The organism is Hoylesella timonensis S9-PR14 (assembly GCF_000762405.1).
Taxonomy (GTDB): domain Bacteria; phylum Bacteroidota; class Bacteroidia; order Bacteroidales; family Bacteroidaceae; genus Prevotella; species Prevotella timonensis_A.
On sequence record NZ_JRPQ01000160.1, the window covers coordinates 24,854 to 41,340 of the forward strand.

A 16,487-nucleotide genomic window follows, 5' to 3' on the forward strand; every position below is an offset into this window, starting at 1 on the left:
TTCTTTCAGCTCAATTTCAATTTGCTTTTAATCAATTATTAGGAATTAAATCTATGGAATTAAAAAGAGTAGTAGTAACGGGACTGGGTGCCGTAACACCTATTGGTAATACGCCTGAAGAAACATGGAAAAACATGTTGGCAGGTAAAAGTGGTGCTGCTCCTATTACATTATTTGACACTTCCAACTTCAAGACTAAATTTGCTTGTGAGGTAAAAGACTTGAATATCAATGAATATATTGATAGAAAGGCAGCTCGCAAATTGGATCGTTTCACTCAATTAGCAATGATTGCCGCTATGCAGGGTGTAAAAGATGCAGAAATAGACTTGGACACGGTAGATAAAAATCGTATTGGTGTTATCTTTGGTGTTGGCATTGGCGGTATTAAGACATTTGAGGATGAAGTGGTATATTATGGGCAACATAAGGAAGACGGTCCAAAATTCAATCCATTCTTCATCCCTAAGATGATTTCCGACATTGCTGCTGGACAGATATCCATTCATTTTGGATTCCATGGACCCAACTATGCCACTACCAGTGCTTGTGCTTCATCCAGTTCAGCTTTGGCAGATGCTTTTAACCAAATACGATTGGGCAAAGCAAATATCATTGTTTCAGGAGGTGCAGAAGCAGCTATTTGCGAAAGTGGTGTTGGAGGATTTAACGCCATGCATGCATTGTCTACCAGAAATGATGACCCAGCGCATGCCTCAAGACCTTTCAGTGCCAGTCGAGATGGTTTCGTGATGGGCGAGGGAGCAGGCTGTTTGATTCTTGAAGAATTAGAACATGCGAAAGCACGTGGCGCAAAAATCTACGCCGAAATGGTGGGTGAAGGAGCCAGTGCCGATGCTTATCATATCACAGCCAGTCATCCTGAAGGCTTGGGAGCAAAACTTGTAATGACCGAAGCATTGAAAGATGCAGGGTTACAACCCGAAGAAGTGGATTATATCAATGTTCACGGAACTTCTACTCCAGTAGGAGATATTTCGGAAGCCAAAGCCATTAAAGATGTATTTGGTGAACATGCCTACGAGCTGAGTATCAGCTCTACCAAGAGTATGACAGGACACTTGTTGGGAGCAGCTGGTGCCGTGGAGGCAATGGCAAGTGTATTGGCAATTAAAAATGATATCATTCCTCCTACCATCAACCATGAAGAGAATGATGAAGATCCAGAGATAGATTATCGTTTGGACTTCACATTTAACCAGCCACGCAAACGTGAAGTGCGTGTAGCAATGAGTAACACTTTCGGGTTTGGTGGACATAATGCTTGTGTAGTATTCAAAAAATATGCTGAATAAATTGATAGACAGAATAAAGCTCCCTTTCCGAAAAGAGAGGGAGCTTTATTCGTCTCTATATAACATCATTGGTTTTTATCCCCACGATATAAGTTATTATAAATTAGCCTTGATGCATAAGAGCGTGATGCGACGCAATGCCAAGGGAAGACCAGTGAACAACGAACGCTTAGAGTTTCTTGGAGATGCTGTTCTCGATGCTATCGTCGGTCATATTGTTTATGAACATTTTCCTGGAAAGCGAGAGGGATTCTTAACAAATACCCGTAGTAAATTGGTTCAACGCAGCACATTGAACAAATTGGCAAACGAGATGGGGATATGTAAGCTGTTATTGAGCAGTGGTCGTAGTTCTTCTCACAATAGCTATGTGGGTGGAAATGCTTTCGAAGCCTTGGTAGGTGCTATTTATTTGGATCGTGGTTATGATGCTTGTATGCGATTTATGAAAAATCGTATATTGTCAGAAATGCTCAATATAGATAAGGTTGCTTATAAAGAAGTTAATTTTAAAAGCAAGCTGATAGAGTGGAGTCAAAAGAATAGAGTCAAGATTCATTTCAATTTGTTGGAACAAAAGAAGGATGAAAATGGAAATCCCATTTTCAAATATCTTGTCGAATTGGAAGGCATTGAAGGGTGTTCAGGCGAAGGATTTAGTAAGAAGGAGAGCCAACAATTGGCGAGTAAACTCACTTTGGAACAATTAAAACGTCAACCAAAGTTTATTGACGAGGTGTTTGTTGCTAAGACAAATCGTACAAAAATGGAGGAAGAACCTGTGGCGATAGTTCCAGATGTAGCTCCTAAAGACGATTTTATCATTACGAAGACTACCGAAATAGAGAAGCATGAGTCGCCTTTTCAAGAAGAAGTATTTACAGACGATGACCAATTGAACGAGGAAAAACCAACTTCTTCATTAGAAGCAGAGATAGATGAACTGCACTTGGATGATATCAATGCTGCCGAACTTTCCCGTGAAGAGATTGTTGCGAAGGCAGAACAACAAGCTTTTTCGCAACAGAAATAATATCACGGTGAGCGTTTGATAATGTTTTCAAAAATATAATAATAGACAATATTTCGAAAAAGTCAGGCTGTTTTGTGCATAAAAACAGCCTGACTTTTTTGGATAGGGTAGTAAGAAAGAATTTCATTGGTTATCAAATTTACGAATTAGAATCATATTCTATAAATCTTTTGGTGTACCAAAAATTCGTTAAATCGTGATTATTTTATTTCAAAAGTATTACTTTTGTAATTTATATTCAAATTTATTTGCTGGATGTTTTGTAGAAAATTTTTGTTTTCAGGTTGCTTGTTATTTTGTTTAGGTCTTTCATCAGTCGCATTCGCTTGTTCTGCTGAACCAAATAATTGGTATCGATTAAATCCCGATTCTGTGCAGGGAGCTGCTATTGATGCAGCTCTTCAATACCTTTCAAAGTATCATCAAAAGAAGCAAAAGCCAATCATTGTAGGAATTATCGATTCAGGCATTGATACTACTGTCGTTGATTTGCAGGATGCTTTGTGGAGAAATCCTAAAGAAGTTGCAGGAGATGGAAAAGATAATGATAAAAATGGCTATATTGATGACGTTCATGGGTGGAATTTCTTGGGTACGGCAGACGGATCGTTTAACATGACCAGTGCAGGTACAGAAGAATATCGGCAGTTTAAGCGTTTATATCCAAAGTATAAAAACATCAATCAGGTGAGCACTGCGGATAGTACAGAATATCATTATTATTTGCAAATGAAGAAGAAAGCTGGTATTGCTAATTATCTTCGCATGTATAAGTTTTCAATCATTAAGAATAAGGCATTGCAAACGATGGATACCTTGGTGCGCCGTTATGCAGCTATTGATACCATCACAATCAATGGTGTGATGCACCTGCAAGTGCCAGACACGCTTTGGGAACAGGCGGCAGAGAAGATTTATGCCGACCTCATACGTGCCAAAACAACGATGAAGTGGACTCAATTTGTTCGTCAACAAAATAATCATCTTCAGTTGATGAAAACGAGAATTGACGGAATTGAGCGTGCAAAGGATAAGCGATTGCTCATGGGAGATAATCTCTTGGATGAGACAGATCGATTTTATGGCAATCCTATACTAACCATCGATGGTTGCTATCATGGAACTTTTGTGGCTGGTGTCATTGCAGGACAGGGGAAAAATGGTCATGAAATCTGGCAAGGAGTGTATCCAAAAGCCCAGCTCATGATTATTCGTGCTGCGCCCGATGGCGATGAATACGATAAAGATATCGCCTCTGCTATTCGTTATGCGGTTGATAATGGCGCAAAAGTAATCAATATCAGTTTAGGAAAATATACCTCTCCAACCCCTCAAATGGTGAATAATGCCCTTGCATACGCTGCCCAAAAGGACGTTTTAATTGTGCATGCGGCTGGTAATAATCATTTGAATGTGGATTCAGTTGATTACTTTCCCACAGGTTTGGATGCCCATGGAAAGTTTTATCCCAATTTTATAAGGGTGGGTGCTTCTACTAAAAAGGGAGCTGTGTCCTCCATATCCAACTACGGAAAGCAACGTGTACACTTATTTGCACCGGGTGAAGAGATTACTTCTGTTGTACCAGGCAATCAGTATGCTACCGAGAATGGAACTTCTATTGCAGCTCCCATTGTAAGTGGAGTAGCTGCTTTGATAAGGAGTTATTTTCCGAAATTGAAAGCATCGCAAGTGGTAAAGATTTTAATGAATAGTGTTCAGCCAATGAAAAATAAGGATGCAAGCATCAGTGGTGGTAGCTTAAATGCATTGCAAGCCGTAAAATTGGCAGAAAAAACAAAGCGTAGGTAGATGAGAAAAATTATTCTTGCATTACTTTTAGCACCTCCGATTTTTGCTTGGGCACAACAAACAAATTGGCAGCAGGTAGCATTACATTCAGAAAAGGCGGTTAAAAAGCGCCTGAGTAGTGATGTCTTGGCATCTCCGACATGGATAGCTCAATCTTCATTTGTGAATTATCACCGCACCGAGAATGGTCATTTGGTGCGTTATATCTTAGATGCAAAGACGGGGAAGCGAGAAAAATTGATAGCTGACGTTCCTGCTTTCCTGAAGCAATATCAACAACTTACAGGAGATACTGCTTTTGGCAATGACCAATTACGATACTTGAATGTACAATTTGTGAAAGGGAATAGTCAACTATTTACCTTTAAGAACAAAGGTACTGTCAAACTATTTAATCGAAAGACAGGAAAACTGCTACTTCAAAAGAAATCTCAAGAAAGCAATACGCTGGAGAGAGAAGACCGCCAAAAGTATCCCTATCAAACTGTTGATTCGGCTTTTACGATGCTTGGTGACCAATACAACCTTTACGTAAGAAACAACATCACGGGAAAAATGAGGCAACTTACCACCGATGGTAAAGCGTATGCGTCGTATTGTCACCGTTTGGCAAAAGACACACTCTTAGGAAGTAACATTACTGGCAACTGGTACGGACACCGGTTTGTGTGTTTTGTACAGGATGATAGTCAGGTAGCCGACCTCTATATCATCAATGCATTGGCAAAACCACGCCCACGGTTAAAAACCAAAAAGATGCCCCTGCCCAACGAAAAACACGTGCGCCAGTACAAATTGTTTTGGTATAACGCTGATACAGATGAAGCAAAATTACTGCCCATAGAAAAGTTTAACGACCAGTATGTAGAATTAAACGACCGCCATAATGGTCGTGACATTTATTTTACCCGTCGCAGTCGAGGGGTGGATACGCTACAATTATGCCATATTGACGTACAAACAGGAAAGGTGAGAGCATTGATAACCGAGATTTCTAAACCACATCTTAATATTAATGAGATGAATTATCGGTTGGTAAATCATGGTCAGCAAATCATTTGGTGGTCGGATAGAACAGGACGAGGTAATTATTATCTCTATGATAAAAACGGTAAATTGCTCCATCAGATAACCCGAGGCGAACAGTTAGTGGCGAGCACAATTGTGTATATTGACACACTTTCCAATACAATGATATTTGCTGGTTACGGACAAGAAAAGGGTATTGATCCTAATTATCGTTTCTTTTATAGAGTTGTGCTTAATGGTAAGCATCAGCAACTGTTGACACCAGGCAACGGAACACATACACTTGAGTTCTCGGATAACCGTCAATATGCTATTGATACTTATTCGCGAATGGATATGCCACCCGTCTTTCAGGTGATAGATGTACGTCATCCAAGCCGCAGATACGAGATAAAGCGTGCCAACGAACAACAACTTTTGGCAGCAGGTTGGATAAAGCCAAAGCTTATTTCCGTGAAAGCACCCGACAAGAAAACAGAATTAACGGGTGTGATGTATCTTCCCTCCAATTTTGATGCTACCAAGAAATATCCTATCATCTCCAATGTTTATCCCGGTCCACAAGCCGATCAAGTACCCAGAGCATTTGTGATTGATGACAATGGCAATCAAAGTTTGGCAGAGTTAGGCTTTGTGGTGATTAATGTTCAGCCGCGTGGCAGTTCTCCCATTCGTGACAAAGCCTTTTATACCTACGGTTATGGCAATTTAAGAGATTATGCTGTGGGCGATGATAAGCACACCATCGAGACATTGGCTCAACGCTATCCGTTTATTGACCTTGCTCGTGTGGGCATTTATGGACATTCAGGAGGAGCTGCCGAGTCGGTGACAGCCCTGCTCACTTATCCAGATTTCTATAAAGTGGCAGTGGCAGCATCGGGCAATCATGACAACAATATCTATATACAATGGTGGGGTGAGACTTATCATGGCTTAAAACGTGTGCCCACCAATATGGAGTTAGCGCATCGATTGAAAGGTAAATTGTTACTTATTTCTGGTGATGTAGACGACAATGTGCCATGGGCATCTACCTTGCGAATGGCAGATGCGCTGATTAAAGCCAACAAACGATTCGATTTCATGGTATTGCCAGGCATGGATCATGCTGTGTACGGCCCTTATTATGATAATTTGATACGTTATTATTTTCGCGATCATCTGTTAAAACTCTCACCGAGAGACGTTGATATAGTAAATCATCAATAATCTATTTATATTCTTTTTTATGAGAAAAAAAGCATTATTATTTTTTTGTTTCTGCCTCATCTCATTGGCAATCGTAGCTCAAAATCCACAAAAGAGCGATGCCATGGTGCAGGTAGTCACTACCATTACTGACACGGATGGCAATCCCTTAGGAGGTGCCACGGTGAAAGTGAAGGGTAAACCTGTCGGAGTGATTGCCGATATGGACGGTAAAATTTCATTGTGGGTAGATAGAGGAAATACCATTACGGTGTCGTATTTGGGCATGAAATCTAAGACTATCAAGGTGACAAGCGCTTTGACAAAGAACATTGTGCTTGAAAATGACGCCTCGTTGTTGGAACAAGTGGTTGTTACGGGATATACTCGTACCACTAAACGGCGTACCACAGGTTCGGTATCTACCATTACGGCAAAGGATTTGAATAAGAATCCTACCGCCAATTTGGATATGCTGTTACAAGGAAAGATGGCAGGTGTCGATGTCAAAGCACTCTCTGGACGTCCTGGCGAATCTGCCAAAGTGCGTATTCGTGGTACCAATACCATTACTGGAAATGCAGACCCGTTGTGGGTGGTAGATGGGGTAGCACTTCAAAAAGATTTGCCCACTATCTCGAAAGCACAAATGTTGTCAGGCAATTTCAGCGATATTTTTTCCAATGGTATTGCTGGTATCAATCCAAATGACATTGAAAGTGTTACCGTTTTGAAAGATGCATCGGCAGCAGCCATTTATGGTTCACGTGCTGCGGGTGGTGTCATTGTAGTGACAACGAAGCGAGGAGTGGCAGGAAAATTACGCATCAACTATTCTGCCAATGCTACCATGGTCACTCGTCCACCACGCGCTGTCGACTTAATGGATTCGAAAGAGAAACTTGCTTGGGAGCAAGAACTGTGGGATGAGTACTCTAAACCCTATTTCGAGAAGAACGAACGTTACCCTGTGGTAGGCATCGTGGGCATGATTCGTTCGGGATATGGACAGTATAAGGGTATGAATAAAGAGCAGCAGGATGCAGAAATCGCCCGCTTAGGTAGTCATACAACCAACTGGTTCGATGAGCTTTTCCGCAATTCTGTATCGCAAAGCCACAACTTGTCTTTATCGGGAGGCTCTGAGAAGAGTACTTTTTATGTCTCTTTAGGCTTTTCTGAGAATGCAGGACTGGTAAAGAAAACTGATTATTCACGCTACAACATCAATTCTAAGTTGGACATCAAACCCAACAAACGTGTAAAATTGGGGTTGTCATTAGATTTAGGTTGGCAAACGTCTAATAGTCCTTCTTTGGCAGTAGACTTGTTTAAATACGCCTATTTTGCTAACCCTTATGAGCGTGTGTATGACGAGCAGGGGAACTATGCAGCTGATCAGACTTATTATAATATCATGCTCGCCAACGGTTCTAAGTCAACCTTGCCTTTACCCGATAACGGGGTGAACATCATGAGAGAGATAAATAATACGTCCAGCAAGACTAAAAACTTCTCTACAACCGTTATTGGAAACATCACTATCAATATTATTGATAATCTTAACTTTGAAGGTTTAGGCTCATACAGCTACACAACGAACAATGGAGATAATATCAATGATAAAGATACCTATACGGCTTGGCAGGACCGTCCTTTCGATTTAAAGACATTAACCTCTAAGCGTACTTATTCTTCTATTGCGCAAAGCTCTTCCTACAATAGTAGTTATAATTTGCGAGGACAGTTGCATTACTTCAATACCTTCAATGACAAACATTATATCAGTGGGTTGTTGGGTTCTGAAATCCGTGGACAATATGCAAAGAGTATTTTTGCTAAACGCTATGGTTACGACCCCGTGTCTGGCAATTCTGCCATGCCAGTCTATCCAGAAGGTAAGACTTTTGAGTATAACGACTTGAAAAACTATGCTTTACTCATGGATAATCTGTCAGGACAAAATATTGTAGAGGACAGGTTTGCATCGTTTTATTTTTCTGCAGATTATGTGTATAACAATCGCTATGTATTTTCGTTTACTGGCAGAACAGATGGTAGCAATAATTTTGGTAGCAAGGAACAGTTCAATCCCACAGGCTCGTTAGGTCTGTCGTGGAATGTAGACCAAGAGTCGTTTATGGAAAAGCTCAAACCTATTATCAGTAGCTTGTCTTTACGCACTGCTTATGGGTTTACGGGTAATATCAATAAGTCGGTTCATCCACAAGTGATTATGGATTATCGACAGTCTTTCCGCAAAACAGATACCGACTATTATCGTATGGGCTGGATTAAGAAGGCACCAAATCCCAATTTGCGATGGGAGAAAACCAAAGATATGAAGGTGTCTATCGATGCAGGATTTTTGAATGATCGCATCCGAATGACGGGTGAAATCTATAAACGTGTGACGAGTGATGCGGTTTCAGAGGTATTTATTCCTTATTCTACAGGATTCAGAAACCAATCGTTCAACACTTCTAAGTTGTCAAATACGGGTGCTGAATTCACCTTGTCGGCTCAGGTGATTAAGCAAGACGACTGGAATTTGTTAATCTCTGGAAACATCGCCTACAATCGTAATAGGTTGTTGGAGTACAAGTCTATTGTTTCAGGTTTAGGTGAAGGAATCTATGTGGGTTATCCTATCGGCTCTATCTTCAGCGGAAAAGTAGCTGGCATTGATAGTCGGTTAGGACTCATTACGTACGAGCCACGCCCTGATGCAGTATTTGAAACCTCTGCAGACCGCAACAATGCGGAAAATTATTTGTTCTATTTGGGTACTTCTAACGCACCTACCAATGGCGGATATAGCATGAGCTTGTCTTATAAGCGATTGACATTTAGCTTATCTGGCACGTATTCTTTGGGCGGAAAGATTCTCAATCAGATCAATAGTCCTGTAGGTTATGGTTCTTTGAGTGGCACCACAGTAGAAAAAATACCCTCACAAATGAACGACTTATATGTGAATCACCTCAATGTGACAAGGGATGTGGTGAACCGTTGGACCACAAAGAATCATCGAACCGATGCACATCCTCGTATTCTCGATGCGTATGGCAAATATTATGGTTTGGACAATTATGTGGTTTCCTCTCCAAAAATTACCAAAGCCTCTTTATTAGAAGACGTTTCTTATTTTAAGATTGGCTCACTGAATTTAGCTTATAGTTTTGACACCAAGTTGATTCAGCGCATTGGTTTAAGCTCGCTCAGTGTTTCGTTCACAGCAGATAATATTTATACCTTTACCAATTATTCGGGAATCGACCCCGAGAGTCCGGGTGCAGTATATCCTATGGCACGTAGTTTCTCAATGGGTGTATTTGTTGGATTTTAAAAGTTAGAATCAGTATGAAAAAGATATATTTTATAATTCTCGTAGCCATGTCGCTTGTATCCTGCGACAAATACTTGGATATCAAACCTTATGGAAAGACTGTACCTAAAACTCCTGAAGAGTTTTCAGCGCTCCTTCATAGTCATCTCAATGACATGGACGAAGGCGGCTCCACTGGCTTCATCGATAATGTGGGTACCATTGTGAATTTAGATGCTGGATGTGGAGATGATTTTGAGGCTTGTCTCACTGCTAACAGCGGTCAAGGACTGCCATTTTATGTGGGTAATCTTGTCGGTGGAACGTATGCAGCGGGCAAATATGAACAACTCTATCAGGTCATTCGCGATTGTAATATTGTCATTGACAACCTTGATGATGACGGCACTAAAGCTGCCAACACTATCTTGGCAACAGCTTATGGCTTGCGTGCTGTGTGTTATTATCAGCTGTTGCGTTACTTTTGTGAAGCACCAGAGAAAGGCAATATGGACAATCAGTTAGGTTTGGCATTGGTTCAGACCTTCAATCTTGAAGACCGCCCGTTGCGAAGTTCAATGCAAGCTACGGTCGACTTCATCGAAGCTGATTTGAAAAAATCAATCAATTATCATTCCACCGATGCGTTGTACCGCTTTACAGAGCCTGTCTGTAAGGGCTATTTAGCTCGATTGTATTTTTGGACAGAGCAGTGGAGTAAAGTGCTTCCGTTGACAGCCGAACTGTTAAAAGCCTATCCAATTCTTCAAATCAATAATTATAAAGAGGTGATGGGTACGCCTTTCAAAGTAGGGTCAAACCAGCTCATCAAGGCTTACAGTACGTCTTCGGGGAATAATCAGGATTTCCTTGCCACTACGACAGAAATCAAATACCGCCCAGTAAGTATTCGTTTTTTGAATAGTTTTAGTGTCGCTGACACGGCAAAAGATGTTCGTTACAAATTCTATGTCACCCCTGAACGTGTGGCAGTCAAAACATTCTTCTGTGGGTTGCGCTCCGAAGAGCTGAAACTCATGCAAGCTGAAAGCTATTACCATTTGGGCAAAACAAACGAGGCTTTAGCCGAACTCAATGACCTTCGGTTGGCGCGTGTAAAAGATGCGCAAGCATGGACCATGGCAACGCTGCCTCCTGCTAATTCCTATGAGGTGATTCAGGAGGACGCTGAGGGTAAGCCTCTCAATCCTTTGATTTCTGCCATCTTACAGGAAAGACGTAAAGAGTTGTTTTTAGAGGGAGACAGATTCTTTGAGTTAAAGCGCAATGGAACACCTGAATTCTGGACAGCTTACCAGTCTTTGAAGTACACCACACGCAAGTTCATGTACACTTTCCCCATCCCTATTGCCGAAATAGAGAAAATCAGCGGTTTGAAACAGAACCCAGGGTATGACAAAATCATTACTTACTAATTAAAATGATAATGAAGATGAAACAATATCTCAAAATATTTCTTCCTGCGGTCATCATGTTGATGACAGCAATGGGGTCTGTATCCTGTCAACAGGAAGATGAGGTTCCTCCACGCGAAACAAGTACTTACCTGAAAAAGGTATATAAAATGCCTGAGCCAGAGGATTTGTCTTCCGCCGATAAACAAGAGGTGGATGCCATTAAGGATGAATATAATAAGTCAACCAACAATCATTAAAATTATGATGACAATGAAGAAAACATTTATCCGATTCTTTCTATTGATACTGGCACTGGTTGTGGTGTCATGTTCGAAAGACGAATCGATCAATTATCATACCGAGTTGAGCTTGGAAGAGCCACGTTATATCTTAGGTAATGTGGTGGGCGATACGGTTATTGTGGCTATTGTCACCGAAGGAAAAGCGGCATCAACCGTACGCATTCCTTATCGTTTGTCCTCTTCATCCAATGCTGTATTGCATCAAGACTACGAACTTTCTGATAGCGCATTTACCCTCAACAAGGGCGACTCGGTAGCTTATCTGAAGGTGACGCGTAAAGCGGTGTCCAAACCTAAATCCTTCTTATTGACGTTGTTACCAGTAGAAGGCGTTAAAATAGGTGCGCTCAATTATATAGAAGTAGAACTCTTGGGGCAAAACATCTATAGCTTTGAAGACAAAGAGGGTGAGTTGGGGTTGACGCGCGATTGTGTGATACACCTAAAAACCGCTCGTGGAAGTAAATTTACGTTTAGTAAAAAGACAAGACTCGACGTGGTGGTCGATCCAGCTTCTACCGCGCAAGAGGGTGTTCACTTCAAATTTATGAACGATGCGAAGCAGGCAGTGTTCCGCGCTGGAAAGAACACAGGTACGGTAACCCTTGAATTTTTAAAATACGAAAAAGGGAAAGACCATATTATCCTACGTTTAGCAGAGAATACAGGTTTGCTGCCAGGCACCAATCCTACCACAGATATTCGCATCGTGGGTCCAGACAACTTGTCGGGCAAGTGGAGTTTCCAAGGAATTACCAATAAAGACTGGTTTGTTAACTCTTTTGGATACGACCCTGCCGTACTCATAGACACCGTGCAGACCGATCGAATGGAACTCGAAGGAACACCTGCCGAAGGCTATCGGTTGACTCCTCATTTCGATGGCAAACTGAAGAATTACTTTATAGCTCCTACGAAAGCGAAGTTTGTGGGTGAGCGTCAGTCCCTCTTCTTTGAGGGTGCTGTCGGTCGTCCTCCAACGATTTCACTCACTGAGTATGAGTTGGAGAAGGTGAATGTCGCCTTTGATAAGGCGCATACCAATGTGCGTAAAGCTCTCATAGGTTTCCGTTTGTTGAAGACCCCACAAAAGGAAAAAATCTTAGAAGTATCTATTTATGATATTGAACCTACTGAACCAAGTTGGCATGAATTAGTGGAATCAATGAAATATTCTTCTTCAGAACCACCTTATATGTTGGACGCTCCGATTAGGTTACATTTCAAGCAAATAAAGTAAATTAGGTCAAGGACAGAAAATAGACTGTATTGCGAACCAAAACAAACTGTTTTGCTCGCCAATACAGTCTATTTTTGTTTCCTATCCTTGTGAGATACGTGAGGAAACCATTGTGTTAAAATGGCGCAAATCCAATAAAAAAGCGTAACTTTGCCAGTAGATGGATTAAAAACCCCATTTTTCTATTTATTAAAACCTAAAAAGATTGTTGTTAATGATGAAACGAATTTTATGCATCATGCTGCTAACTACTCTATTTTTACAGTCGTATGCAGGTATTGCCAATTATGAAGTGGTACCTCTTCCACAATCTATTAAGCTGGTAAAGGGACAAGGTTTCAACCTTACCGATGGTACACTCATTGTGTATGCTGGTGCAGACGAAGCGATGAAACGCAATGCCCAGTTCCTTGCACAGTACTTCAAGTCTATGACTAACAAAGAAGTATCGGTAACCAACGATAAACGTGCAAAGAACGGTTGCATCGTCCTTGCGCTCGATAAGAAATTGAAAGGAGATGAGGCTTATCACATCTCCGTCTCTAACAAGACCATTCGTGTGACCGGAAAGACACCTAAGGGAGTGTTTTATGGTATTCAGACTCTCAGAAAGTCATTGGCGGAAGAGATTCATCAAGATGCTATCGTGTTTCCAGCCGTTGAGATTGATGATGAACCCCGATTTGGTTATCGTGGCATGATGCTCGATTGTGCGCGGCATTTCTTCCCCGTTTCGTTTGTAAAGAAATTCATCGACCTGTTGGCATTGCACAACATGAATACTTTTCATTGGCATTTAACGGACGATCAAGGTTGGCGCATAGAAATCAAGAAATATCCTGAACTGACTAAAATAGGTTCTGTTCGTCAGCGTACAGTGATAGGTCGCGACTCTGATTTGGATGATGGTACGCCTTATGGTGGCTATTATACGCAGGAAGAGGCACGAGAAATTGTAGAATATGCACGCCAGCGCCATATTAAGGTAATTCCAGAGATTGATATGCCTGGTCACATGATGGCGGCACTCGCCACTTTTCCAGAATTAGGGTGTACTGGTGGTCCGTACGAGGTTGGCTTTGGATGGGGTATTTATTTGGATGTACTATGCTTGGGGAATGAGAAAATATATCCATTTTTAGAAGATATCATCGACGAGCTGGTACCAATTTTCCCAGCGAAAGAGTTCCACATTGGCGGAGATGAAACGCCACGCGATTACTGGAAAGTATGTCCAAAATGTCAAGCATTAGCCAAACGCGAAGGTATTGATACGCACCAACTGCAAGCCTATTTTACCAAACGCATGGAGAAATATCTTAATAGCAAAGGAAAAATTATCATAGGGTGGGATGAAATCTTGGAAGGAGACATCAATCCCAGTGCAACCATTATGAGTTGGCGTGGTGTTTCTAATGGTAACAAGGCGTCAGCCGATGGGCATGATGTGATTATGTCACCGACGGAGTTTGCTTATTTTGATTATTATCAAACCGACCAGACACGCAACGAACCCATGGCATGGGGTGGATATCTGCCTGTGGAGAAGGTTTATAGCTTTGATCCAGCCCCCGATACATTATCTACGAAAGCCAAGCAGCATATCATTGGTGCACAAGCCAATTTGTGGACAGAATATATTCCTTATACCCAACAGGCAGAATACATGCTTTTGCCACGCATGGCAGCTATGGCAGAGGTGCAGTGGATGCCTGTATCTCAAAAGAATTACCAAGCCTTCGTAAAGCGTTTATATCGCTTGGCAAAGGTTTACGACCACGAGGGTTACACCTATGCCTTGCACCTATGGCCCGAAAGGTATCATTTTAACAGGAACAGGTGGTAATCCATCAGGAGCGAAACCCTCTGTGAAGGAATCACATAAAAAGCCATTTGTGTAGGTGAGCAATACAAATCCATGTATCTTCAACTGTACACAAATGGCTTCTCTCTTTGCGCTGTGCCGAATAGCGCTATTCAATTGATATCAAATGTTCATGAGTTTTCCTTTTTCTGGTCGTCATGAATGAGCTTTAATAATTGCTCTACAGCCTCTTCGGTAGGTATATTCTTCTTGACACACGTTTGTTTTCTGTAGAGAGATACCTTTCCCGGACCTGCTCCTACATAACCGTAGTCGGCATCCGCCATTTCTCCGGGTCCATTGACGATACAGCCCATAATTCCAATTTTGAGCCCTTTCATTTCTTTTGTGGCATCTTTGATTTGCGCAATGGTATCTTGCAAATCGTACAACGTACGTCCGCAGCCAGGACAACTGATGTATTCGGTCTTGCTCATCCGCAACCGTCCGGCTTGCAAAATATTGAATGCCGTCTCTTCTAACACGCTATGGGGCAATTGTCCATCATTCATGAGCCATATACCATCCACAAATCCGTCGACCATCAAGGCACCCATGTCGACCGCAGCATCAAGTTGAAAAGCGTTCTTTTCATCGTGTCGATACATTTGGGCAATAACAACAGGGTTGTCAACACCGTTGTTCATGATTTCATGAAGCAAGGCACGTTGCTCTCCTAAGCGGTTCTGGTGATTGCTCACACATACTACAACAACCTCGGGATGTGCCTTTAAGCATGCTACATACTCTTCTACTGGCGTTCCATACTGTAAGACTAAGAACTTGATGTCCGACCTCATGCTGCCGATAAAGGGCATTGCCATGGCTGGAAAAATGGGGTAGGTATGTTTCTCGCTATGATATTCGCTGTAATCGACAATGTATTTGTGGTTTTGACGGTTGGCAGGAACCTTTGGTCCCGTGTAAATATAATCGGCTTTAACTCCCTCATTCGAGGCAATGACAATGGGTTTGTTGTTTCCACCGATGTTGCCAACAGCACGTGTCTTGCGTCGTGTAGGATGCAAGTAACTGAAGTTCTTGTTTTGTTCTGCAGGAATCAAGAGATGTCCTGCACGTTTGGTAATGTAATTGACGATGTGTTTTGCTACAGGTATCTCGCATTCGGGTTCTTCGGACAATGACACCCTGATGGTATCGCCAATGCCGTCTGCCAATAAAGCACCAATGCCGACTGCACTCTTGATGCGTCCGTCTTCGCCTTCGCCAGCTTCCGTCACCCCTAAGTGCAAAGGATAGTGCATATCTTCTTTGTCCATGGCATCGACCAATAAACGTACCGACTGAACCATGACAATGGTATTGCTGGATTTGATAGAGATGACGACATCCTTAAATTGCTCTTTTTTGCAGATGCGCAAAAACTCCATGCAACTTTCTACAATGCCTTCGGGCGTATCACCGTATCGGTTGCGTATTCTGTCGGATAGCGAACCGTGGTTTACACCAATGCGAATGGCGGTATGGTTGGCTTTGCAGATGTTGAGGAACGGCACAAAACGGTCTTCAATCTTTTTGAGTTCCTGTGCATATTCCTCGTCAGTATAAGCTATTTGAATAAACTTTCTGGCAGGATCTACATAGTTGCCCGGGTTAATACGCACTTTCTCGGTGTATTCAGCTGCCACATCAGCCACGTTAGCATTAAAGTGAACATCGGCAACTAATGGTGTATGATGCCCCTTTGCATGTAATGCAGCATGGATGTTCTTCAAGTTTTCTGCCTCTCTTCTGCCTTGTGTAGTGAGTCGAACCAACTCGCCACCTGCTTGTATGATACGTTCGGCTTGCTCAACGCAAGCCTCCGTATCATTTGTATCCGTGGTAGTCATCGACTGAATGCGTATCGGACTATCTCCACCAATCGTGATATTGCCCACGTGTACAACAGAGGACTCACGACGATGGTAATTAAAAAGATCTATCATGTTAG

Annotated in this window: 10 protein-coding genes; 9 read left to right on the forward strand and 1 reads right to left on the reverse strand. The window is 41.9% G+C overall.

Features of this window, described 5'->3' with window-relative positions; translation table 11 throughout:
* The first annotated feature begins 53 nt into the window (after window positions 1-53).
* From fabF to HMPREF9304_RS10285, 9 genes are all read left to right on the forward strand, one after another.
* Window positions 54-1,316: a beta-ketoacyl-ACP synthase II gene (fabF, locus tag HMPREF9304_RS10245; RefSeq protein ID WP_036928769.1), complete on the forward strand. Its 1,263-nt coding sequence runs from the start codon at window positions 54-56 to the stop codon at window positions 1,314-1,316.
* The gene (rnc, locus tag HMPREF9304_RS10250; RefSeq protein ID WP_036928772.1) at window positions 1,306-2,349 is read left to right on the forward strand and encodes a ribonuclease III; all 1,044 of its coding nucleotides are present in this window, start codon (window positions 1,306-1,308) and stop codon (window positions 2,347-2,349) included. Before fabF ends, rnc begins: the two co-directional genes overlap by 11 nt.
* A 372-nt stretch (window positions 2,350-2,721) precedes the next feature.
* The gene (locus HMPREF9304_RS10255; RefSeq protein WP_231564513.1) at window positions 2,722-4,161 is read left to right on the forward strand and encodes a S8 family serine peptidase; all 1,440 of its coding nucleotides are present in this window, start codon (window positions 2,722-2,724) and stop codon (window positions 4,159-4,161) included.
* Window positions 4,162-6,402 (forward strand): S9 family peptidase, encoded by a 2,241-nt coding sequence (locus HMPREF9304_RS10260; protein WP_036928778.1) that lies wholly within the window; start codon window positions 4,162-4,164, stop codon window positions 6,400-6,402.
* Between the two features lie 19 nt (window positions 6,403-6,421).
* Complete coding sequence (locus HMPREF9304_RS10265; RefSeq protein ID WP_036928780.1) at window positions 6,422-9,730, forward strand: SusC/RagA family TonB-linked outer membrane protein; 3,309 nt, start codon at window positions 6,422-6,424, stop codon at window positions 9,728-9,730.
* A gap of 14 nt (window positions 9,731-9,744) precedes the next feature.
* On the forward strand, window positions 9,745-11,145 hold the full coding sequence (locus HMPREF9304_RS10270) for a RagB/SusD family nutrient uptake outer membrane protein (protein WP_036928783.1): 1,401 nt from the start codon (window positions 9,745-9,747) through the stop codon (window positions 11,143-11,145).
* A gap of 17 nt (window positions 11,146-11,162) precedes the next feature.
* Window positions 11,163-11,384 carry a hypothetical protein gene (locus tag HMPREF9304_RS10275; protein WP_146026995.1) on the forward strand — a complete coding sequence of 74 codons (222 nt, stop codon included), beginning with the start codon at window positions 11,163-11,165 and terminating at the stop codon, window positions 11,382-11,384.
* Between the two features lie 13 nt (window positions 11,385-11,397).
* Window positions 11,398-12,669, forward strand: a complete 1,272-nt coding sequence (locus tag HMPREF9304_RS10280) for a hypothetical protein (RefSeq protein WP_231564514.1) — start codon at window positions 11,398-11,400, stop codon at window positions 12,667-12,669.
* 214 nt (window positions 12,670-12,883) lie between these two features.
* Window positions 12,884-14,515 (forward strand): beta-N-acetylhexosaminidase, encoded by a 1,632-nt coding sequence (locus HMPREF9304_RS10285; RefSeq protein ID WP_036928789.1) that lies wholly within the window; start codon window positions 12,884-12,886, stop codon window positions 14,513-14,515.
* A gap of 149 nt (window positions 14,516-14,664) precedes the next feature.
* Here HMPREF9304_RS10285 and HMPREF9304_RS10290 read toward each other — a convergent pair whose 3' ends face one another.
* A complete protein-coding gene (locus HMPREF9304_RS10290; RefSeq protein ID WP_036928792.1) occupies window positions 14,665-16,482 on the reverse strand; it encodes a 4-hydroxy-3-methylbut-2-en-1-yl diphosphate synthase in 1,818 nt (605 codons plus the stop codon).
* Window positions 16,483-16,487 lie beyond the last annotated feature (5 nt).

Excerpts from the sequence above, each read along its gene's own strand:
- HMPREF9304_RS10280 (WP_231564514.1), top strand. The coding sequence starts at position 11,398 with ATGAAGAAAACATTTATCCGATTCTTTCTATTGATACTGGCACTGGTT.
- HMPREF9304_RS10275 (WP_146026995.1), top strand. The coding sequence starts at position 11,163 with ATGAAACAATATCTCAAAATATTTCTTCCTGCGGTCATCATGTTGATG.
- HMPREF9304_RS10285 (WP_036928789.1), top strand. The coding sequence starts at position 12,884 with ATGATGAAACGAATTTTATGCATCATGCTGCTAACTACTCTATTTTTA.
- HMPREF9304_RS10270 (WP_036928783.1), top strand. The coding sequence starts at position 9,745 with ATGAAAAAGATATATTTTATAATTCTCGTAGCCATGTCGCTTGTATCC.
- HMPREF9304_RS10290 (WP_036928792.1), bottom strand. The coding sequence starts at position 16,482 with ATGATAGATCTTTTTAATTACCATCGTCGTGAGTCCTCTGTTGTACAC.
- rnc (WP_036928772.1), top strand. The coding sequence starts at position 1,306 with ATGCTGAATAAATTGATAGACAGAATAAAGCTCCCTTTCCGAAAAGAG.
- HMPREF9304_RS10265 (WP_036928780.1), top strand. The coding sequence starts at position 6,422 with ATGAGAAAAAAAGCATTATTATTTTTTTGTTTCTGCCTCATCTCATTG.
- fabF (WP_036928769.1), top strand. The coding sequence starts at position 54 with ATGGAATTAAAAAGAGTAGTAGTAACGGGACTGGGTGCCGTAACACCT.
- HMPREF9304_RS10260 (WP_036928778.1), top strand. The coding sequence starts at position 4,162 with ATGAGAAAAATTATTCTTGCATTACTTTTAGCACCTCCGATTTTTGCT.